The sequence below is a fragment of the Aquirufa aurantiipilula genome, assembly GCF_019923745.1.
GTDB lineage: Bacteria > Bacteroidota > Bacteroidia > Cytophagales > Spirosomataceae > Aquirufa > Aquirufa aurantiipilula.
The window spans coordinates 360,896-380,740 of sequence record NZ_JAANOG010000002.1; the positions used below are offsets into that span (position 1 = coordinate 360,896).

The window sequence follows — 19,845 nt, forward strand, 5'->3', positions numbered from 1 at the left end:
TCAGCTCATTTGGAAGCTCTTTTTCCATCTTTTCAAACAATTCGATATAAGTCGGGATTGATTGATCTTCAGATACCCCAAATCATGGGTATATTGAATGCTACGCCCGATTCTTTTTTCTCGGCAAGTCGAGTGGGCGTTATCGACGATTGTATAGCTTTGGCTGCTCAAATGATAGAGGAGGGAGCTAGTATTTTGGACGTAGGAGGACATTCTACTCGGCCAGATGCGCAAGCTGTTTCTGCTCAAGAGGAGCAGGACCGGGTTCTTCCTGTAATTGAAGAATTGCGCAAAGCCTTTCCAAACATATGTTTATCAGTAGACACCTATCGTTTATCTGTTGCACAAGCCGCCATTCAAACAGGAGCTGATTGGTTTAATGATGTTGGTGGTGGGCAAATGGATGAAGGTATATTTGAATGGGTAGCGGAAAATCAAGTTCCTTATATTTTAACGCATAGTGTTGGGGCTTTTTCTCAAGTACATCAGGTTCCTGATTATACACATGTAGTGGAAGATGTTTGGTTAGATATGGCAAAAAAAATCAATATTTTACACACTTTAGGTGCTAAGGATGTGATATTGGACCCGGGCTTTGGTTTTTCTAAATCTTTGGATCAAAATTATCAATTGATGGCACAGTTGCATCAATTTACTCGTTTAGGTGTGCCTCTTTTAGTGGGGATTTCAAGGAAATCCATGATTCAAAAAGTGCTAGGAACGAAAGCAGATGAGTCATTGAATGGAACAACAGTTTTGCATACGCTTGCATTGCAACAAGGTGCCCAAATCTTGCGGGTACATGATGTGAAAGAAGCTCGTCAAGTGATTCAAATAGTGAAGAAATTACAAGAAAATGGTTTACCCAATTTATCATAATCATCACTGGATAGATCCAGATCAGGTGTACGTTGGCATTCAAGATGTTGGCTTTTTAAGGGGATTTGGCATATTTGACTTTTTTAGAGTCATGCGAGGTAGACCTATTTTTCTATCCGATCACCTAGATCGTTTTTTAGCCTCGGCTGATAAAATGGGAATTGCCCATATTTATAGTAAAGAGCAACTTGCTGGCTTAATTCATGAGATTGCGGCGAAGTCAGAAGTAGAATGCTTAGGCATCAAAATGGTCTTAACGGGTGGTGATTCCTCCAATGGATTTGAACCCCAAGGGAAAAGTCAATTGTTCATCATTCCCAATGAGTTTCAATTCATGGATCCTATCCATGGTATGAAATTGGCTAGTAGGAATTATGTTAGAGAAATGGCAGATATTAAATCCTTGAACTACGCTTATGCCATCCGAAATTGGAGTATCATTAAATCGCAAGGTTTTGATGATTTGATTTACCACACCCAAGAATTTGGTGTTTCAGAATCATCCAGAAGTAATTTGTTTTGTGTGAAGGATGGGGTTTTATATACTCCAGCTCAACATATCTTGGAAGGAATTACTCGAAAACACGTAATCGATTTGGCTTCTTCCTTTATGGAAGTTAAGGTACAAGATGTGAGTTTAGATGCATTTAAGCAGGCAGATGAAGTCTTTACAACTGGGAGTACCAAACGAGTGGTACCTATTCTTCAAATTGATGATAGCATCATCTCCGATGGAAGGAGAGGAAGCCTGACAGCAAAATTGTATGACCTATTAATCCAACACGAAAATTAGGAAGAAGGAGGTCGGAAGGCTTTCATGTTGGCTTCATTGCACACTAAAAATGGGCCTCCAATCAAATCAATGCAATATGGAATTGCTGGGAACACCGCTTCAAGGCATTGACGAATGGCTTTGGGTTTTCCAGGTAAATTAACTATCAAAGATTTACCCCGAATACCAGCAGTTTGGCGACTTAATATAGCCGTAGGAACGTATTGTAAACTCACCTGTCGCATCAATTCTCCAAAACCAGGCATCATCTTTTGGCATACAGCTTCTGTAGCTTCAGGGGTAACATCACGCAGAGCTGGGCCTGTTCCGCCTGTAGTGACAATCAAACAAGCCTCTGCTTCATCGGCCATTTGGCACATGGTTTGTTCCAAAAGTGATTGCTCATCGGGAATGACCGCATAAACAACTTCAAAATCTGAAATCAAGTATTCCTTGAGTAATTCTACGACGGCCTTACCCGGAATATCCTCGTAGATACCCGCACTGGCACGGTCAGAAACATTGATAACTCCTATTTTGATCATTTCTTTTGTTTATTTTTTTGCTCCATTTTAATGAAGGCTTTGGGCTTTTTTTCCATGGGAATAGGCTCATTCAGTAAGTCACGTATCACAACGGATGCACAAACACCACCAAATGCCGCTGGCAAATAGGAAATGGTTCCATATGCCGATTTTTTGAAATTGGACCCATCTGTGAGGATTAGTGATTCATCTTTTACTTTTTCCTGAGAATAAACTGCTTTAATACCTCGAGAAACGCCCATTTTACGGATACGCTTTCTTACCAAAGATGCCAAATAACATTCCCGGGTATCCAACAAATCTGCTGTTTTGAGTTTGGTTGGATCTAATTTTCCTCCCGCTCCCATGGAACTAACGATGTTCAATCCTAAGTCATAGGCCGTTTTTAATAAGGTCAATTTTGGTGTGACCGAATCTATGCAATCCATGACGTAATCGTATTTTGTTTTTTCTAAGATGTCTTTTGCTGCTTCTGGACTTAAAAAAGTCTCATGCTCATGCAAAACTAAATCAGGGTTGATGGCCTTTAAGCGCTCCGCCATGATTTTCACTTTAGCTACACCATGGTTGGTGGCTAAAGCAGGCAATTGTCGGTTTCTATTGGTTGGATCTACCACATCACCATCCACGATGGTCATGGTTCCTACTCCCGCTCTAGCAATAAATTCAGCGGCAAAGGATCCAACTCCCCCTAGTCCTACAATTAATACATGGGCATTTTGTAATTGCTGAATGCCTTGTTCTCCAATGAGAAGTTCCGAGCGACTCAGCCAACGAAGGTCTTTTGTACTCATATTTAGGATATTTCTTCCTTGATTTGATAATCGGTTGTTTTGTCTGAATTGGTCACCATCAGCTCACCAATGAAGCCAGCTAAAAATAATTGAACTCCCAATATGATTGCCACCAATGCCAAAAAGAACAAAGGATTATCCGTCACATTGCGGTATTTTAAATGCTGGGTGATATTGTACAGTTTTTCGCCTATGAGCCACAAGGTGATAATACTTCCAGAAAAGAAGGAAAGAATTCCTAAGCTACCGAATAGGTGCATGGGTCTTTTGCCAAAAGTCTGAACAAATGTGATGGAAAGTAAATCCAAAAAGCCATATAAGAAACGCTCTAAGCCGAATTTGGTCACTCCGTATTTTCTGGCTTGATGCTGTACTACCTTTTCACCAATCTTTGAAAAACCGTTCCATTTGGCCTGAACGGGAATGTAGCGATGCATTTCACCATATAAGCGTAAAGTCTTAATGACTTCTAATTTATAAGCTTTCAATCCACAGTTGAAATCATGTAAATATACCCCTGAAAGCGCTCTGGTAGCGGCATTGTACAATTTGGTAGGGATGGTTTTAGACAAGGGATCAAAACGTTTTTGTTTCCAACCAGACACTAAATCATAACCATCTTGGGTAATCATTTGATATAAAGCAGGAATCTCGTCAGGGGAGTCTTGCATGTCGGCATCCATGGTTATTACAACAGATCCTTGTGCTTTGGAGAAACCTTCATGCAAAGCTGCCGATTTACCGTAATTACGGGCAAAAGAACTAGCTTTTAAACTGGGATATTGCACCGATAGGGATTTCAATACTTCCCAAGATTCATCCCGACTGCCATCGTTGACAAATATCATTTCATAGGAGAAATGATTGGCCCGCATAACCCGATCAACCCAAGCACATAGCTCAGGAAGCGATTCAGCCTCATTGTAGAGGGGGACGACGATGGAAATTTGTAGCGTAGAATCTTGCATGTTGACAAAAATACAAAAAGCTTGGTTATTATTTTAGGGGAAAATTAAATAGTAAGGTTTTAATAATTCTTGAAAATCAAGGTGGTAGTTGCCCATTTCATCCCGAATATGAATTTGCTCCGTAGAAACCACCATTTTTTGTCGAGACCCCAGAAGCATTTGTCGAAGTACCTTAGCCCCTGGTTTGGGAATAATATCAGCTATCTGATTGGCAAATAAACCTCTTTTTTCTAAGGCTTGTAAGAAAATACCCATTTCATAAGGTGGATAAAGTACTGCAAATTGACCAGAATCTGTTAGATGTTGTTGAATGGCAAATGCTAAGTCTTCGGGAGATAAATAATCTGCATGTATGGCAGCTTGCTTGGAGCTATCAGATGCAGCTAAATGTTTGGTAAAAAATGGAGGGTTACACAGAATAAGGTCATATGGATGGTTTGTAGTCCATGATTTAATATCCCCTAGAATTACCTTGATTTGTTTCTTGAAAGGGCCCTGTTCTGCATTTTGTTCAGCTAATTCAGTCACTTCAGGAATGATTTCTAGGGCTTCTATTTGTAAAATAGGTGATTTTTGACATAGCATGTGTGCCAATAATCCACAGCCTGTACCTATATCCAAGCCATGTTGCGCGTTTCCTGGGGATATCCAAGCACCAAAAAGACAGGCTTCCGTACTGATTTTAAGTCCTGGATTTCCGTGGGCTAGTTGAAATTGTTTGAATTGAAAAATGGACCTACTTTCTGCCATAATCCGCTGGATTTTCACCCCAATGTTCTGTTTCCCATTTCAATATTTTTGTTTGGTAGAAATTGCCTTTCAACCATGCAATGGCTTTATCTACTCTTTGGAACAACTCTTCCGTTTCCGCATTACGTTCCAAATTGGTTTTGATGGCCTTATTTCTAACCCAAGCAATGGCCGTTCTAGAATCAGAGTACAATGGAAAAGGGCAGTCGATTTTTTTCAAATATGCCAAACCGTGTACAATGGCTAAAAATTCACCAAGATTGACAGTTCCAATGGGATAAGGCCCTTGTGCAAAAAGTACTTCTTTGGTTTCTGTGTTAACACCTTGGTATTCTAAAACGCCGGGATTACCCGAACATGCTGCATCAACCGAGATACTTGGGGTAATGATGGCTTGGGAATGAATGCTCTTTTTAACACTAGTCTTTTTAGCCGTATCAATACTGGCCCAATAGTTTTTTTTGAAGGCTTCTTCAGCTGCTGCCTTTGTGTCAAATGATTTGTATTGAGCTCCCGGAAAATTCTTAATTAACTTTTCAGCCTTGCCCCAGGAATCAAAAATCCCTGTTTCATGTCCTGCCCAAATGACATAGTATTTTTGCTTTTTACTCATGCTTAGAACAATCGGGTCTTGATGATTTTAATGGCAATGGCAATTAAGATGACCCCAAAAACCTTGCGTAAGATTTGGGTTCCTACGTTACCTAATTTCTTTTCTATCCAAACGCTGCTACGTAATACGAGGTAGATGAAGATTAAGTTTATCAAGATACTGATGATGATATTTTCTTCTTCAAACTGCGATTTTAAGGAAATCAAGGTGGTCATGGTGCCTGCCCCTGCAATAACAGGAAATGCTAGAGGAACAATGGAATGGGTACCCCCTTGTATTTCTTCTGCTTTGAAAATGTTTCTCCCTAAAGTCATTTCTAAACCAATCAAAAAGATGATCAATGCCCCAGCTACAGCAAAGGAGTTGGTATCAACTCCTAACAAATGCAAGATGAATTTACCTGCAAAAAAGAATCCAATCATGATGGCCCCAGACACTAAGGTAGCTTGCTCAGCATGAATGCTTCCATTCTTTTTTCGTAGATCAATAATGATGGGAATGGAGCCCAAGATATCGATCACGGAGAACAGAATTAGGGAAGAAGAAATAATTTCTTTTAAGTTGAAGTGCATGTTAAGCTTGTATAAATTGTATGAGCGAGTGTATATCTTCTAGCGTATGGCTTGGGAAATTGGCAATACGAAAGGTATTATTTTTCCAAGTACCATATCCTTTTCCTAAATCAATTTGATGTTGTTCGGCTAATTGGAAAATACGATTTACCTCAGATGATTCCCCTTGTAAAGCGAGTACAGTGGGTAGTCGGAGTGCCTGATTTTCTACCAAAAAATCAAATTCGAAAGAGCTTTGATGCTTCCAGAAATCTTCCCAAATGGCCATTTTTTGTAAGGTATGTTGGTGTATTTCTTGAATCGGAGGAAGCGATTGGCTTAAGCGATTTAGTAAGTAAATACCCAAAACATTGGGGGTATAATGTGTTTGGAACAATTTTCTATTTTGCTCCATTAAAAGAATGCTATTGTAATGATCTTTTCTGTTCAGCTTTTCAGCTCTTTCCAAGGCTTTGGGAGAACAGATTAATACGCCTAAGCCCGCTGGAATGCCCATGCATTTTTGACAGGACGCTAACCATACATCAGCTTCAGACCATGGAAGTTCAATACCTCCCATAGAGGATGTAGCATCTACAGCAATCAAGCAATCGGATGAAAACCCCAATTCCTTTCGATGAATTACTTGTCCTGTTCCATTGGAGGTCTCACTTTGTACTAAACAAAGCGTGTCCACTTCAGATTTAAGAACAGCTGAAATACTTGTAGCAAACTCCGATAAAGACTCATTTAAGCCAAATTCTAAGCTACTTGAATCCGGTATAATTTGCTCCACATAATGAGCCCATTTTTTACCAAAAGCTCCATTGTACAAATGTAGACTTTTCTTCTCCATCAAAGATTGTGCCACGATTTCCCAGGCTTCTGTAGCAGAAGATATGAAGTAAATGGTGTATTCGGATGGGATATCCCACTTTTGGTGCAGGTTTTCAAGGGTTTCTTTCAACAAGCTTTCAAAGCGGGCACTGCGGTGGTTGATGCTCACAATTCCCTGCTCATACGCTTCTTGGATGAAGCCCAAAGTTTGAGGATAGACTTTGGAAGGACCAGGGTAAAAAGACAGCATGTTAAATAAAGGAGTATAGGCCTAAATCATAACTTCTCAATCCAAAACCAATGATGCTTCCTTTGCATTTTGGACTTAAGTAAGAATGTGCACGGAAAGATTCTCTGGCATGAACGTTGGAAATATGCACCTCTATTACGGGGGTAGAAATAGCTGAAACCGCATCTGCCAAGGCAATGGAAGTATGGGTGTATCCACCTGCATTCAATAAAATGCCATCATAAGAAAAACCTACTTCATGCAATTTGCTTATCATAGCACCCTCACTATTGGATTGAAAATATTCCAATTCCAATTCATTTCCGAATTTATCTTTCAGTACTTCTAGGTATTGTTCAAAGGTCTGATGACCATATATTTCTGGTTCTCTCGTTCCTAATAGGTTCAAATTGGGACCATTAAGAATCAATATTTTTTGTCGTACCATATCAATGGGTTTTGCTTACATCAACGGATTTTAAAACGTCCGTCAAGGTTTAAAATTACGTAATTCTTCTAAATTTACATGTTTGTTTCAATAAAAAGCCCATGTGGGAAAAGGAAATCCGTTCGTTTGGAAACTATTTAAAGATTGAGCGAGGCTTGTCGGGCCATTCGCATGAGGCATACTTACGGGATGTTAGCAAATTAGCCACCTATTTAGCCAGTAGCTTGGGGGAAGATTTGCCGATTGATGAAGTGAGAGAAGTACATTTGCTGGCTTTTTTGAAAGATTTACATGGATTAGGCATCGAAGCAAGTACACAGGCGAGGTGCTTGTCGGGCATCCGTTCTTTCTTTCATTTTCTTCAATTTGAAGGGAGCATACAACAAGATCCCACCTTACATATCAAGAGTCCCCAGCAAGGAAGGAAACTTCCTGATACGCTCTCTTTTGATGAAATCAACCAGATTTTGGAACAGAATGATATGTCGACTCCAGAGGGAGTGCGTAATCGAGCCATGTTAGAAATGTTGTATGGAGCAGGTATGCGGGTTTCGGAATTGACTAATTTAAAGTTGACGGATGTATATGAGGATATAGGTTTCTTAAAAGTGCGGGGAAAAGGAGATAAGGAAAGATTGGTGCCAGCGGGAAAAGATGCTTTCCGTTATTTGAGAATTTATTTGGAGTCGGTACGTTCACAAATTCCAGTCAAGAAAGAAGCCTTGAATGTTGTCTTTTTGAATAGGCGAGGAGGCTCTTTGAGTCGGGTGATGGTCTTTATTATTTGCAAGGATTTAGCTGCTAAAGCTGGGATTGAAAAATCCATTAGTCCTCATACATTCCGACATTCCTTTGCTACCCATTTAATAGAAGGAGGAGCGGATCTTCGTGCTGTGCAAGAAATGCTTGGTCATGAATCCATTCTGACTACAGAAATCTATACCCATTTAGATCGAGCATATTTAAGCCAGATGGTGAGGGATTTTCATCCGCTGAATAAAGAGTGGAGAATGTAGAATGTAGAATGAAGAATGTAGAATAGTTATTAGTTTTTAGTTATCTGTTACTTAGGTTTCTTAATCCCTAATCCCTTATAACAAATAACTAATTTCTACATTTCCTCCGGAAAAGGAATAAACACAAAATTTGTAAACTGGCCGTCGACCACGAATAGGCAGGCGAATTCTTCAATATCCTTATAATTTTGAACAAATAGCTCTTTGTTTTCTTCGGCGACTAAACCTCTTTGAAGAAATTCCTCCAAAGTAGAAGCATGGTAATTCCACTTGTTGCCATTCATTTCGTTCACACCGATCAATTTTTGACCAATTTCAATAGGTCTTTGTGAGGTCACAAAAACAGGAAAATCAGAAAAACCTCTCTTCTTAATTTGGTAGGAAGCCTCCTTCAAGAGTTCAGATACCAAGATGAAATCACTGGAAATTAACCCCAAGTACTTGCCATTCAAGTCAGGAGAGTTGGGTGCGTTGGACAGGGCTTGATAATCTTCAATCATAATGTTAACTCTTACTTAGTAATAATAATTGGATGTCTTTCACCGCTTTATGAAATAGTTTACCGATCATAGGATGCGTGATGTAACCTTTATAGGCATATACGCCCTTCATGAAGGATTTTCCTTGCCAGAGCATTTCTTCTACACCTCCCGTTTTACCTGCTTTCAATAAAAATGAAGTAATCAAATTGCTGATGGCCAAACTTGTGGTTTGACTTACCTGAGAAGGAATATTGGGGACACAATAATGAATTACTCCATGTTTGGTGAAGGTAGGATTTCCCAAATTGGTGGTAAATGATGTTTCGAAACAGCCACCTTGGTCGATGCACACATCCATGATCAAGGTTCCTTCTTTCAGCTTGCTCACCATTTCTTCCGTTACGATGCAGGGTGTAATGCCGTTATCTGAACGCAAGGCACCTACAATGACTTGTGCTTCTTGCAAAGCTTTGGGTAAGTTTTCCGAATCAATCACTTGGGTGATAAGCGGAAAGCCTAAACTTTGCTTCAATCGCTGTAATTTATAGATGTCTTTATCAAATACTTGAACTTGAATGCCAGCGTGCCAGGCTGCTCGAGCTGCTTGTTCCACCACTTGTCCTGATCCTAAAAGTACCATTTTGCATGGGGGTACACCGGTTACATTGCCCAATAAAATACCTGGCTGATGTTCCTTACGTAATATTTCAGAAGCGATAGGTAAAACGAGTTGCCCCGCTATTTCTGCCATGATTTTCACAAATGGGAAACCTCCGCCATTATCTTCGGCATATTCTAAACCTATAGCTAGGATTTTCTTTTGTATGATTTTATCGATGATTTCCACCGACAAATGATGGTAAGAGGCGCAGGAAATCAGGCAGTTACCTAATTTCATTAACTCAATTTCCTTTTCGCTAGGGGGACTTATTTTAATGACCAATGGTGATTGCCATACTTGGGCAATGTCTTCCGTTATTGATGCTCCAGCTAGTAAATAATCGGCATCAGAAAAGCCAGAACGCTCCCCGGCGGATTTTTCCAAGACTACCTCATGGCCATTGGCTACCAATAATTGGACCGCATGTGGGCTAAGTGCGATGCGGTTTTCGAATTTGGCATGTTCTTTGGGTATACCAATCAAAATACTTCGTGCATTTTGTTTGGTCCAAGCCATTGCCTCCATGGGCATGATGCCTTGTTGTGCTAATAATTCTTGAAAAGGATTAGATTCCATCATGCGTGCCAAATTGCTGTAAGATGACGGTGCTTCTCATCTTTTGTACTGATATTTAATTCTATGTGTGGAAAATCCCACAATTCTTCGGCTTGCTCTGGCCATTCAATTAAACAAAGATGACCAGAATCTAGGTATTCTTCAATACCTATGTCTAAAGCTTCTCGAACATTTTTCAATCGGTAGAGGTCAAAGTGATAGATGATATCACCAGCTGCATTTTGGTATTCATTGACCAAAGAAAAAGTAGGACTTTGAACTGACTGTAAAACACTCAATTGTCTACAAAATTCCTTAATCAATGTGGTTTTTCCTGCTCCCATTTGTCCACGAAATAGATAAACGGAAGGGAATTGGGTGCTAATGGCTATCCATTCTTTTACCACGGCGGGTAAATCTTCTAAGCTATAAGTCGCGCTAAATACTTGTTTCATTAGTCTAAGTCAATATCTCCTAATTGTGGACGAATCAATATTTCTTCTAACACGGTAGAAGGAGCCATTTGGTAAGCAGCCCAAATGGTGGAGGCAATATCTTCGGCGGGAATAAATCGACTTGCTGGTAAATTGACTCCATCCCAAGAAGGGGTTAAGGTGGCTCCCGGCAAGATTGCTGTCACTTTAATACCTTGGGTTTTCAATTCCTCTCGTAAAACTTTAGTAAAACCTAAGAGTGCAAATTTACTGATGCAATAAGAGCCTCCTTGAGTGTAGGCTGTGATGGAAGCAGTTGAACATATGGTGAAAATATGTCCTGATTGTTGGCTTTGAAAACTAGGTAATAAGGCCCTGGTTAAATGGTAGGCAGAATATAGATTGGTTTCAATTTGTCGCTCTAACACATTCTCATCCTCATTTTGAATTTGCCCAGGAAGGAAAAATCCAGCATTATTGATCAATACATCTACCTTCGGACTGTGTTCCAACACAAATTGAGCAAAAGCCTGTGTTTGATCTTTTTGACTAACATCGGCTACAAAAGTGTGTAGTAAAGGACTGTTGATTTCCTCACTCAGAGCAGCTAAACTGGCTGCCTTACGGGAACAAGTAAAGGTCTTAAATCCTTCCGAGATGAATTTTTTCACCAAAGCTTTGCCAATTCCCTGACTACCTCCGCTGATTACTACCGTTTTGTTCATTATATTTGAGTCTTATTGCGCTCAATTAATCCAACGCATGTCAAAATTAGGCAAATATTTAATCTTCCTTGGTAAGCTTTTTACAAATCCTGAGAAATTTAGGGTCTATGTATCATTAGTGATTCAGGAATGCATGGATATTGGAATCAACTCTTTGTTGATTGTCACCATCGTAGCTTCTTTTTTAGGGGCGGTTACTTGCGTTCAAACTGCCGCCAATATGGATAATCCTTTTGTTCCGCAGTACATCATCAGTTTGATCGTGCGTGATTCTACCTTATTGGAATTAGGTCCAACTATCACTTGCGTGGTATTGAGTGGAAAAGTGGGCTCTAGTATAGCTGGTCAATTAGGTACCATGCGCATAACAGAACAAATAGATGCCTTAGAAGTAATGGGTATTAACTCTCAGTCGTATTTGGTATTACCTAAAATTTTGGCCTCTGTTATTACTTTTCCTATGCTCGTTACACTTGCTTGTTTCTTGGGTATTTATGGTGGATATATTGCAGGATGGTTAACTGGTGCCATTTCTCCTCAAGAATACATTCATGGAATTCAGTTCCAATTCAAAGGAAATTACATGTTTTTTGCCTTAGTAAAATCTGTGGTTTTTGCCTTTTTAATTGCTTCAATCGCTTCATTTCAGGGTTTTTATACCAAAGGAGGAGCTTATGAAGTAGGAAAGGCAAGTACGGCCGCGGTCACTAATTCATGTATTGCGGTATTAATCGCCGATTATTTATTGGCCCAATTATTAGTCGGCTAGATTCTTTGCATCTTAACTTCCGTTTCCAAACTAGATATAGCGATACCTCGGTAAGTGCCATATACTGGTGTGATTTCTTCTGGAAGACAAGAGGCCGCTAATGGAATATGATTACCTGAGACTACTTCATGTTGGGTAGGGTCATAACCTCGCCAGCCGCCACCAGGTAAATAAACCTCAACCCAAGCATGCAAATGGTGGGTTTGATTTGGGACATCCACTGGTGCAATTCCAATGTAATAACCAGAAACAAAGCGCGTGGCTAGGCCCATGGCACGACATAATGCAGCAAAAAGGACGGCATAGTCTCGACAAGAGCCTCTTCTGTTTTGAAGGGTTATTTCTGGACTGTGCGGAGCACCTTCTTCTCGGATTTCGTAGGCAAAGTTTTGGAATATAAACTCGTTAACCGCTGAAAGAAAGGCGGAAGTGTCCCAAAGAACAGCCTTGGCTAATTGTTGAGCACAGGCATCAATATCAGGACTGATGGCATCTTGCGTCAAATACGGACTTAGAGTTCTTTGGTAACTAGGACTGTATTGAAGCGGGAGCTTTTGACTTTCAAAAGGGAAGTAGACAAAATCAAATGGATTGAATTCGGTCGTTTCCACTACCGCTTCCATGTATATGCTTAAATAATCAGTAGGCTGCTTGAAATATAAAATATTTTGAATGTTCCCTTCTGGATCCAGGTTTTTTGAAATCTGAACCGGCAAAGGTTGGATGTCTAAACTGATGGAGTTGACAGACAACATGGAACTTTTTCTTGGATGCAAATACAAGACATGCGGATCTAGTGTCACGAGTTCACTGTATCGATAATTCAAACGGTGTTGAATGTGCGCGATCATGCAGGCTTGGGGCTAAGAGAAATGAGGTTTTCCATCCATTTTTCATCAATTCCTTCCAAAGATTTTCGCAAGGCAATGTTCCAATCATCCGATATGTTTTGCATATCTTCTTTGCTTAATCGGATTTCTTTGGCATGAAAACTATTCTTTTCATAGACCACCACATCAATTGGATAATCTACGTCGTTGGAACTAACTTGGGTGGCATCAAAGGAAAGAAAACCCATTTTTAGGGCATCTTTTAAGGAGGTTTCTGCGGTCAAGTTACGATTTAGCAAAGGCTTTCCATAGTTAGAATTACCAATGATTTGATATTTCAATCCTTCATTGATTTCGATCCAATTTCCCTCAGGAAAAATCAAAAAGAGCTTATGTTCTTTATCTTGACTCATTTGTCCTCCCACTAAGGCATGAAGATTAAATTGGTAACCTTCTTTTTCTAAGGAGTCCCTATCTTCTGATGCTACTTTTTTCAGCATATTGCCAAAGGCTGTTGCTGCTTCAAACATAAAGTCATAGCTCGCTTCTTCTTTTTCAATCGCTTGATTAAAATAAGTTACCGCTTTATCGCGTACAGAGCGTAAACCGGCTGTCATGATAAATAAACTATGCTTTTGTACTTCGTGAATGGATATTTTTTTATTCGAGTAAACTTCGTTTCCGGCAGTAATACGTGTGTCGGCAATGGCTACTAAACCTTCTTTAACCTTAATTCCTAGGCAAAATGTCATGAGATGCAAATCAAAAATGTGCGCAAAAATACAAATTTTAAACTAAGCTATGGCTTAGTTGACCGGTTTTAGGTCAAAATAGGTATTGAAAATAGTTTCTCCAACCTCATTATTTTTGATTTGAAAATTATCTAAGTATTGGTGTAAACCGGTACTTAAAATATCATCAATTTCAGTGAATTCCACTTCTGAAAGGAGTTTGGATAGTTTCTTTTCGGCTGGATTGGAAAAGCCATTGTCGGATGAAGTACCTGAAATGTCATACAGGGAAGATTGAGCTTCTTTCAAACAATGCACGACTGATCGAGGAAAGTTTTTGTCTAAAATCAAAAACTCTACAATATGCGTTGGATTAACCACTTTATATTGCTGACGAAACATGTTGTATGCTGAAACGGACTTTAACACTGCTGACCAAAGCAATAAGTCCAATGGAGAACCAATCTCATTGACATCTGGTAAAAGCGTAAAGTACTTCACATCTAAAAATCGCGTGGTTTTGTCGGCCCGCTCCAACAACTTGCCTAATTGTCCAAAATGCCAAGCTTCACCTCGGGTAATAGTGGAGTCGACAATGCCATAAAACAATTGACTACCTGATTTGATTTCTTCTAAAAATCCTTGATAACGCGATATTTCCCAGTTTTTACTTCCTTCTACTTTGTCTTTAACTTTCCAATATATTTGATTGACATACTCCCACATCTCTTTAGATATACTTTCGCGGATGGTCCGAGCATTTTCACGGGCGCAATACAGGCAAGATATAATGGAGTTAGGGTTTTTAATGTCAAATGTCATGTAGTGCAATACGTTCTCCCGGCTTGCCTCTGAATAATGCTCAAAGAAATTAAAATGGTCAGCAGTAGCTACAATGAGCGGTTCCCATTGTTCGGGAACATTGGGAGGAAGATCTAAGGCAAGGTTGAAATTAACAGAGATAAAACGGGCATAATTATCCGCTCTTTCAATGTATCGATTCATCCAATAGATGGAATTAGCAACACGACTTAACATAGGCTTTTGTTTTTATTAAATGCTTGATTTTTCGAATGATATTTAAAATTAGCCTTTTTTTTAAGAGTAGCCATTGAGGCGGGCAGAAAATTGAATATGAAGACAAAATTTGGATTTTATGGGGAAGAGTTTCCTCTTTCCAGCCCAATTTTTGTATTTTTGAGGTAAATTAAATTTAATCTATGTTGTACCAATCCATCATTAAGCCCCTGCTATTTAAGTTGAGTCCAGAAAAAGCTCATTATGTAGTGGCAGACAGTTTACGCTGGATGATGAAGATTCCAGGAGTGAAATCCATTTTCAGCTCTTTGTTTCAGTTGGAAGATCCTCGCTTAACACGTACGGTGTTTGGTATACAATTTCCGAATCCTGTAGGTTTGGCAGCTGGATTTGATAAAAATGCTTCCTTGGTGGATGAGTTTTCCAATTTAGGTTTTGGGTTCATTGAAGTAGGAACGGTTACACCCAAGGCTCAGGATGGAAATCCACAACCAAGATTATTTCGTTTACCAGCTGATCATGCATTGATTAATCGCATGGGATTTAATAATGAAGGGTTGGATGCTATGAAAGCCCGATTGGCGAAGCGAACTTCCAAAGTGATAGTGGGAGGGAATTTGGGAAAGAATAAAGTGACGCCCAATGAATTGGCAGAAGAAGATTATTGCTTGGGTTTTGAAGCTTTGTTTGATGTAGTGGATTATTTTGTTGTCAATGTAAGTTCTCCCAATACGCCCAATTTGCGCGATTTACAAGAAAAAGAACCACTCAAGAAATTATTGAGTCGATTACAAGCTTTGAATGCACTTAAACCCAGTCCAAAACCCATCTTACTGAAAATTGCACCGGATTTGTCGAATGCGCAATTGGATGATGTATTGGAAATAGTACAGGAAACAAATTTGGCAGGAATCATAGCGACTAATACAACACTTTCTAGAGAAGGATTGCAGTCGGATGCAAGCCTATGCCAAGAAACAGGGGGCTTGAGTGGCAAGCCATTAACCCAGCGTTCCACAGAAGTGATTGCTTATTTATACCAACATTCCCAGGGTAAAATACCGATTATCGGAGTAGGAGGGATACATTCTGCTGAGGATGCTTTAGATAAGTTGAGAGCAGGAGCTAGCTTGGTTCAAGTATACACGGGTTTCGTTTATGAGGGCCCTTGTTTAATTAAAAAAATCAATCAGGGAATCATTCAATCCGGACTGTAAAAATGATTTTGTAAATCGAATCAAAAAAGCGAAATTTACACAAAGCATTCACCCTACACCTTTATGGCCAAAAAGATTACTAGTCCTAGCAATACCCTCCAACTGAATTTTGAGAAGGATAGCAATAAGGAATCTGTAAAGAGGAGTGAATTGTCGGGCCGTATTCGCCTTATTATCGCCAGCTTTTTATTTTTAACGGGTTTTTTATTAGCCGTAGCCTTTGCTTCTAGTTTCTTCATGGGAGTTGCAGATCAAAGTGAAGTTGAGCGTAGTACACTCGATGTCATTGAAGGTTCGGATATTCCGGTGAAAAATTTGGCAGGACTGTTAGGAGCAAAAATCGCCCATTTCTTCTTGTTTAGGACATTCGGTTGGTCATCAATTTTATTGATACCCTTATTCTTATTATCAGGTTTAAAAGTAGGTTTTAGAAAAGAAATATATTCTGTGGACCGCCTATCTTGGCAGGTTCTTTTTTATGTGATTTGGGGTAGTTTGGTGGCTGGATTTTTATCCTATCAATTGGATTTGCCGCATTCTTTAGGTGGAGGTGTTGGTTTTTTCTTGAATGAGAAATTGCATCAGTTGATTGGTTACATGTCCATTTTTGTCATCCTGTTTGCTGGCTTGGTTTTCATGATTTTATTCTATCAGTTAAACCCTAAGCCTAAGGCTCAATCCCTAGCTGATGTGCCAGGTGCAGATGATTCAGCTCAAATGCCTTTGGTTCCCAATGGTGAAGATGCTTTATTTGAAGAAGACTTGTTTGATGAAGATCCAAGCATTCATGTCGATAATGATGATTTAGAGAAATTCAGGCCGATAGTCCCTCCTTTAAAAGTGAATTCAGATGTAGAGGAATTGGATGAGGAGTTGTCCACTGAGGATGTTCCTGAGGTACCTGTGGAAGAAGATTTAACTTTTACCTACAAAGTAGCAGAAGTGGACCCAAATGCTCCTGTGGAGGAAGTGGAAGAACTCACTACTGAAACCAAAGCTAATGATCTAGTAGCTCAGTTTGGTTTATATGATCCTACGGCTGATTTACCAAAATACCAATATCCAACTTTGGATTTACTCAAGGAGTATGATGTAAAAAATCAGACGACCCAAGTAACCATGGATGAGCTAAAGGAGAACAAGGAGAAAATCGTGGAGACACTTCAGTATTATGGCATTGGAATATCCAAGATTGAGGCGACGATTGGACCAACGGTAACCTTGTATGAGATTGTTCCCAAAGCAGGAGTTCGTGTCAGTAAAATTACTTCTTTGGAAGATGATTTATCCCTTTCTTTAGCAGCTATGGGGGTTCGTATTATTGGTCAAATGCCAGGAAAGAATACCATTGGTATTGAGGTAGCGAATAAGAACCGAGAAATGGTTCCTGTACGTGCGGTGATTGGTTCAGAGAAATTCCAAAAGTCGAACTTCGACTTACCTGTCACCTTAGGTAAAACCATTTCTAACGAGATTTTTGTAGCTGATTTAGCCAAAATGCCTCACTTATTGATGGCCGGAGCTACAGGTCAGGGTAAGTCGGTGGGTTTAAATATGCTTTTGACTTCGCTTATTTATAAGAAGCATCCAGCTACTTTGAAGTTTGTGTTGGTTGATCCCAAAAAAGTGGAATTGTCTTTATTCAATAAGTTGGAAAGACACTTCTTAGCATGTCTGCCTGATTCTGAGGAGGCCATTATTACCGATACAAAAAAAGTGGTAAGTACTTTGAATTCCTTGTGTAAGGAAATGGACTTGCGGTATGATAAGTTGAAAGATGCGGGATGTCGTAATATCAAAGAATACAACCAAAAGTTTATCAATCGACGTTTGAACCCGAATGATCATGATTTCATGCCATACATCGTGTTGGTGATTGATGAGTTGGCCGACTTGATGTTGACCGCAGGAAAAGAGGTAGAGCATCCGATTGCCCGCTTGGCTCAATTAGCACGTGCCATTGGTATTCACTTGGTTGTTGCAACCCAGCGTCCATCGGTGAACGTTATTACAGGTACTATTAAGGCCAACTTCCCTGCACGTTTATCCTTTAAGGTAATGTCGAAAATCGACTCCAGAACGATTTTAGATGCAGGCGGAGCGGATCAATTGGTTGGACAAGGAGATATGTTGTTATCCATGGGTTCTGAAGTGATACGTTTGCAATGTGCCTTTGTGGATACACCTGAGGTGGAAGAGATATGTGAATTTATTGGAAATCAGCAAGGATATGCCTCGGCGTATTTATTGCCTGAACCGGATTCGGAGGAAACTGGTGGACAAGAAAGAGGTGATATGGATTTGAGTAATCGAGATTCCTTTTTTGATGAAGCTGCACGGTTGGTGGTGATGCATCAACAAGGGTCTACCTCTTTGATTCAACGAAAACTAAAATTGGGTTACAACCGGGCTGGAAGATTGATAGATCAATTGGAAGCTGCGGGAATAGTTGGTTCTTTTGGCGGTTCTAAGGCCCGCGATGTATTAGTGAAAAGTGAAACAGAATTGGAAGAGATTTTGAGAAATTTATAACATAACCATGAAGAAAATTATAGCTATTATTGCCGGAGTATGTATTAGTACCATCAGTTTTGCTCAGGCTTCTAAAGCCATCAGTTACATTGACGGGATGCAAAAAAAGTACAAAGCGATGTCCTCTTTTGCGGCGAGTTTTTCTTATGCCACTGAGGGCGGTGCTTCGATGAATGGATCTATTTCTGTGAAAGGAACCAAGTTTCGTTTAAAGACCGCTGGACAAGAGATTTTTAATAATGGTAAGGAAGTATCCACTTACATTAAAGAAATCAATGAGGTTAACGTTTCGGCCTTTGATCCGGCAGATAATGATTTGAATCCGGCTAAGATTTATTCATTTGATAAAAAAGCCTATAAAATTTCCTTGGCGAGTGATGCTGGTTCGATAGCAACTGTTGAAATGATGCCAACTTCCAAAACCGCACAAATGCAAAAAATTAGCATTAAAATAAACAAAGCCGATCATGCAGTAAAGGAATGGACGATTATCAATAAAGCAGGTAAGAAGCAGAATTTCAAAGTATTGAAAATAGAATCTAAATCCTTGGATGATAAGTTTTTTACATTTGATAAAAAGCAATACCCTGGTGTGGAGGTGAATGACCTCAGGTAAATTGTAAATTATGAATTATAAATGGAGGATGATTTCGAATAGATAATCCCCTATACCGTAAAGTAAAAAAGCCCTGAATTTCAGGGCTTTTCATTTATAATTTATCTTTTACCATTCACCATTTATAAGACCAATTGTTTCAAAATCTCCAAGCCATCAATATTCGCTAAATCTGGATCTGCCGCACGCTCCGGGTGAGGCATCATACCGATCACATTGCGGCCAGCATTGCAAATACCTGCGATATTGAATAAACTGCCGTTAGGGTTAGCCGCATCGTTTACTTGACCATTTTCATCACAATAGTAAAATAGGATTTGATCATTGGCTTTTAAATCTTCCAATGTCTTTTCATCTGCGAAATAACGTCCTTCCGCATGCGCGATAGGTATTTTATACGCGTTGTTTAAATCCAAAGACTGTGTAATCAAAGACTGATTTGTGGCTGCCTTTAGATAAATGTTCTTTGAGATGAATTTTTGAGAATTGTTTCTCAATAAAACTCCTGGCAACAAGTGTGCCTCTACTAATACTTGAAACCCGTTGCAAATACCCATCAAATATCCACCATCATTAGCATGTTTAATCACATTGTCCATGATGGGAGAAAAGCGGGCAATGGCACCCGAACGTAGGTAGTCGCCATACGAGAATCCACCCGGTAAAATGATGAAATCACAGTTCTGAAGACTAGTTTCTTTATGCCAAAGCTTCACAGCTTGATGACCTAAACTTTCAATGACCCCAACGGTATCATCATCGCAATTGGAACCAGGAAATACTACTACGCCAAATTTCATAAGATGCTATTAAATATTGACCGCAAAAATAGCGGTTTTTGTTCAGAATTCCC

23 protein-coding genes are annotated in these 19,845 nt (G+C 39.6%); 7 read left to right on the forward strand and 16 right to left on the reverse strand.

What is annotated here, in order from left to right:
- The first annotated feature begins 9 nt into the window (after positions 1 to 9).
- Entirely contained in the window at positions 10 to 879 is an 870-nt protein-coding gene (folP, locus tag G9H60_RS03495; protein ID WP_262899934.1) for a dihydropteroate synthase, read from the forward strand.
- Positions 857 to 1,672, forward strand: coding sequence for an aminotransferase class IV (locus G9H60_RS03500; RefSeq protein WP_223142713.1), 816 nt, complete (start codon positions 857 to 859; stop codon positions 1,670 to 1,672). The genes folP and G9H60_RS03500 overlap by 23 nt, the downstream gene beginning before the upstream one ends.
- Here G9H60_RS03500 and mog read toward each other — a convergent pair.
- From mog to aroQ, 8 genes are read right to left on the reverse strand one after another with little or no spacing between them, the layout of a single operon-like run.
- The gene (gene mog / locus G9H60_RS03505; RefSeq protein ID WP_223142714.1) at positions 1,669 to 2,196 is read right to left on the reverse strand and encodes a molybdopterin adenylyltransferase; all 528 of its coding nucleotides are present in this window, start codon (positions 2,194 to 2,196) and stop codon (positions 1,669 to 1,671) included. The genes G9H60_RS03500 and mog overlap by 4 nt on opposite strands.
- Positions 2,193 to 2,990, reverse strand: a complete 798-nt coding sequence (locus tag G9H60_RS03510) for a tRNA threonylcarbamoyladenosine dehydratase (protein ID WP_223142715.1) — start codon at positions 2,988 to 2,990, stop codon at positions 2,193 to 2,195. Before G9H60_RS03510 ends, mog begins: the two co-directional genes overlap by 4 nt.
- A gap of 2 nt (positions 2,991 to 2,992) precedes the next feature.
- Positions 2,993 to 3,958, reverse strand: a complete 966-nt coding sequence (locus G9H60_RS03515; protein WP_223142716.1) for a glycosyltransferase family 2 protein — start codon at positions 3,956 to 3,958, stop codon at positions 2,993 to 2,995.
- A 33-nt stretch (positions 3,959 to 3,991) separates the two neighbouring features.
- A complete protein-coding gene (locus G9H60_RS03520) occupies positions 3,992 to 4,708 on the reverse strand; it encodes a tRNA1(Val) (adenine(37)-N6)-methyltransferase (protein ID WP_223142717.1) in 717 nt (238 codons plus the stop codon).
- Positions 4,695 to 5,321, reverse strand: a complete 627-nt coding sequence (locus tag G9H60_RS03525; protein ID WP_223142718.1) for a ribonuclease H1 domain-containing protein — start codon at positions 5,319 to 5,321, stop codon at positions 4,695 to 4,697. The genes G9H60_RS03520 and G9H60_RS03525 overlap by 14 nt, the downstream gene beginning before the upstream one ends.
- Before the next feature lie 2 nt (positions 5,322 to 5,323).
- Complete coding sequence (locus G9H60_RS03530; RefSeq protein WP_223142719.1) at positions 5,324 to 5,893, reverse strand: MarC family protein; 570 nt, start codon at positions 5,891 to 5,893, stop codon at positions 5,324 to 5,326.
- A gap of 1 nt (position 5,894) precedes the next feature.
- A complete protein-coding gene (locus G9H60_RS03535; RefSeq protein ID WP_223142720.1) occupies positions 5,895 to 6,959 on the reverse strand; it encodes an aminotransferase class V-fold PLP-dependent enzyme in 1,065 nt (354 codons plus the stop codon).
- Between the two features lies 1 nt (position 6,960).
- A complete protein-coding gene (gene aroQ, locus G9H60_RS03540) occupies positions 6,961 to 7,386 on the reverse strand; it encodes a type II 3-dehydroquinate dehydratase (RefSeq protein WP_223142721.1) in 426 nt (141 codons plus the stop codon).
- 101 nt (positions 7,387 to 7,487) lie between these two features.
- Between aroQ and xerD the strand changes: the two genes are divergently transcribed.
- Positions 7,488 to 8,402 carry a site-specific tyrosine recombinase XerD gene (gene xerD / locus G9H60_RS03545; protein ID WP_223142722.1) on the forward strand — a complete coding sequence of 305 codons (915 nt, stop codon included), beginning with the start codon at positions 7,488 to 7,490 and terminating at the stop codon, positions 8,400 to 8,402.
- A 95-nt stretch (positions 8,403 to 8,497) separates the two neighbouring features.
- On the opposite strand, the gene G9H60_RS03550 is transcribed toward xerD, so the two are convergent.
- Genes G9H60_RS03550 through G9H60_RS03565 form a run of 4 tightly spaced genes read right to left on the reverse strand, consistent with a single transcriptional unit; the run spans position 8,498 to position 11,259 of the window.
- Positions 8,498 to 8,902 (reverse strand): hypothetical protein, encoded by a 405-nt coding sequence (locus tag G9H60_RS03550; protein WP_223142723.1) that lies wholly within the window; start codon positions 8,900 to 8,902, stop codon positions 8,498 to 8,500.
- A gap of 4 nt (positions 8,903 to 8,906) precedes the next feature.
- A complete protein-coding gene (locus tag G9H60_RS03555) occupies positions 8,907 to 10,124 on the reverse strand; it encodes an alanine dehydrogenase (protein ID WP_223142724.1) in 1,218 nt (405 codons plus the stop codon).
- Positions 10,121 to 10,555, reverse strand: coding sequence for a tRNA (adenosine(37)-N6)-threonylcarbamoyltransferase complex ATPase subunit type 1 TsaE (gene tsaE, locus G9H60_RS03560; RefSeq protein ID WP_223142725.1), 435 nt, complete (start codon positions 10,553 to 10,555; stop codon positions 10,121 to 10,123). Before tsaE ends, G9H60_RS03555 begins: the two co-directional genes overlap by 4 nt.
- The gene (locus G9H60_RS03565; protein ID WP_223142726.1) at positions 10,555 to 11,259 is read right to left on the reverse strand and encodes an SDR family oxidoreductase; all 705 of its coding nucleotides are present in this window, start codon (positions 11,257 to 11,259) and stop codon (positions 10,555 to 10,557) included. Before G9H60_RS03565 ends, tsaE begins: the two co-directional genes overlap by 1 nt.
- A gap of 37 nt (positions 11,260 to 11,296) precedes the next feature.
- On the opposite strand from G9H60_RS03565, the gene G9H60_RS03570 reads away from it, so the two are divergent.
- Entirely contained in the window at positions 11,297 to 12,028 is a 732-nt protein-coding gene (locus tag G9H60_RS03570) for an MlaE family ABC transporter permease (RefSeq protein WP_109322535.1), read from the forward strand.
- Here the strand turns inward: G9H60_RS03570 and G9H60_RS03575 are convergent.
- From G9H60_RS03575 to G9H60_RS03585, 3 genes are read right to left on the reverse strand one after another with little or no spacing between them, the layout of a single operon-like run.
- Positions 12,025 to 12,879, reverse strand: a complete 855-nt coding sequence (locus G9H60_RS03575) for a transglutaminase family protein (protein ID WP_223142727.1) — start codon at positions 12,877 to 12,879, stop codon at positions 12,025 to 12,027. The two genes, G9H60_RS03570 and G9H60_RS03575, sit on opposite strands and share 4 nt — an antisense overlap.
- Positions 12,876 to 13,610, reverse strand: coding sequence for a peptidase (locus tag G9H60_RS03580; protein WP_223142728.1), 735 nt, complete (start codon positions 13,608 to 13,610; stop codon positions 12,876 to 12,878). The genes G9H60_RS03575 and G9H60_RS03580 overlap by 4 nt, the downstream gene beginning before the upstream one ends.
- A gap of 54 nt (positions 13,611 to 13,664) precedes the next feature.
- Positions 13,665 to 14,627: an alpha-E domain-containing protein gene (locus G9H60_RS03585; RefSeq protein ID WP_223142729.1), complete on the reverse strand. Its 963-nt coding sequence runs from the start codon at positions 14,625 to 14,627 to the stop codon at positions 13,665 to 13,667.
- 185 nt (positions 14,628 to 14,812) lie between these two features.
- Between G9H60_RS03585 and G9H60_RS03590 the strand changes: the two genes are divergently transcribed.
- From G9H60_RS03590 to G9H60_RS03600, 3 genes are all read left to right on the forward strand, one after another.
- On the forward strand, positions 14,813 to 15,844 hold the full coding sequence (locus tag G9H60_RS03590) for a quinone-dependent dihydroorotate dehydrogenase (RefSeq protein WP_223142763.1): 1,032 nt from the start codon (positions 14,813 to 14,815) through the stop codon (positions 15,842 to 15,844).
- 63 nt (positions 15,845 to 15,907) lie between these two features.
- A complete protein-coding gene (locus G9H60_RS03595) occupies positions 15,908 to 18,376 on the forward strand; it encodes an FtsK/SpoIIIE family DNA translocase (protein WP_223142730.1) in 2,469 nt (822 codons plus the stop codon).
- Positions 18,377 to 18,383: 7 nt separating this feature from the next.
- Entirely contained in the window at positions 18,384 to 18,992 is a 609-nt protein-coding gene (locus tag G9H60_RS03600) for a LolA family protein (RefSeq protein ID WP_223142731.1), read from the forward strand.
- Positions 18,993 to 19,114: 122 nt separating this feature from the next.
- Here G9H60_RS03600 and purQ read toward each other — a convergent pair whose 3' ends face one another.
- Positions 19,115 to 19,792 (reverse strand): phosphoribosylformylglycinamidine synthase I, encoded by a 678-nt coding sequence (gene purQ / locus G9H60_RS03605; protein WP_223142732.1) that lies wholly within the window; start codon positions 19,790 to 19,792, stop codon positions 19,115 to 19,117.
- Positions 19,793 to 19,845 lie beyond the last annotated feature (53 nt).

Bases quoted from the DNA above. Each gene is read 5' to 3' on its own strand.
- G9H60_RS03500 (WP_223142713.1), top strand. From the start codon at position 857: ATGGTTTACCCAATTTATCATAATCATCACTGGATAGATCCAGATCAG.
- mog (WP_223142714.1), bottom strand. From the start codon at position 2,196: ATGATCAAAATAGGAGTTATCAATGTTTCTGACCGTGCCAGTGCGGGT.
- G9H60_RS03510 (WP_223142715.1), bottom strand. From the start codon at position 2,990: ATGAGTACAAAAGACCTTCGTTGGCTGAGTCGCTCGGAACTTCTCATT.
- G9H60_RS03515 (WP_223142716.1), bottom strand. From the start codon at position 3,958: ATGCAAGATTCTACGCTACAAATTTCCATCGTCGTCCCCCTCTACAAT.
- G9H60_RS03520 (WP_223142717.1), bottom strand. From the start codon at position 4,708: ATGGCAGAAAGTAGGTCCATTTTTCAATTCAAACAATTTCAACTAGCC.
- G9H60_RS03525 (WP_223142718.1), bottom strand. From the start codon at position 5,321: ATGAGTAAAAAGCAAAAATACTATGTCATTTGGGCAGGACATGAAACA.
- G9H60_RS03530 (WP_223142719.1), bottom strand. From the start codon at position 5,893: ATGCACTTCAACTTAAAAGAAATTATTTCTTCTTCCCTAATTCTGTTC.
- G9H60_RS03535 (WP_223142720.1), bottom strand. From the start codon at position 6,959: ATGCTGTCTTTTTACCCTGGTCCTTCCAAAGTCTATCCTCAAACTTTG.
- aroQ (WP_223142721.1), bottom strand. From the start codon at position 7,386: ATGGTACGACAAAAAATATTGATTCTTAATGGTCCCAATTTGAACCTA.
- xerD (WP_223142722.1), top strand. From the start codon at position 7,488: ATGTGGGAAAAGGAAATCCGTTCGTTTGGAAACTATTTAAAGATTGAG.
- G9H60_RS03550 (WP_223142723.1), bottom strand. From the start codon at position 8,902: ATGATTGAAGATTATCAAGCCCTGTCCAACGCACCCAACTCTCCTGAC.
- G9H60_RS03555 (WP_223142724.1), bottom strand. From the start codon at position 10,124: ATGATGGAATCTAATCCTTTTCAAGAATTATTAGCACAACAAGGCATC.
- tsaE (WP_223142725.1), bottom strand. From the start codon at position 10,555: ATGAAACAAGTATTTAGCGCGACTTATAGCTTAGAAGATTTACCCGCC.
- G9H60_RS03565 (WP_223142726.1), bottom strand. From the start codon at position 11,259: ATGAACAAAACGGTAGTAATCAGCGGAGGTAGTCAGGGAATTGGCAAA.
- G9H60_RS03570 (WP_109322535.1), top strand. From the start codon at position 11,297: ATGTCAAAATTAGGCAAATATTTAATCTTCCTTGGTAAGCTTTTTACA.
- G9H60_RS03575 (WP_223142727.1), bottom strand. From the start codon at position 12,879: ATGATCGCGCACATTCAACACCGTTTGAATTATCGATACAGTGAACTC.
- G9H60_RS03580 (WP_223142728.1), bottom strand. From the start codon at position 13,610: ATGACATTTTGCCTAGGAATTAAGGTTAAAGAAGGTTTAGTAGCCATT.
- G9H60_RS03585 (WP_223142729.1), bottom strand. From the start codon at position 14,627: ATGTTAAGTCGTGTTGCTAATTCCATCTATTGGATGAATCGATACATT.
- G9H60_RS03595 (WP_223142730.1), top strand. From the start codon at position 15,908: ATGGCCAAAAAGATTACTAGTCCTAGCAATACCCTCCAACTGAATTTT.
- G9H60_RS03600 (WP_223142731.1), top strand. From the start codon at position 18,384: ATGAAGAAAATTATAGCTATTATTGCCGGAGTATGTATTAGTACCATC.
- purQ (WP_223142732.1), bottom strand. From the start codon at position 19,792: ATGAAATTTGGCGTAGTAGTATTTCCTGGTTCCAATTGCGATGATGAT.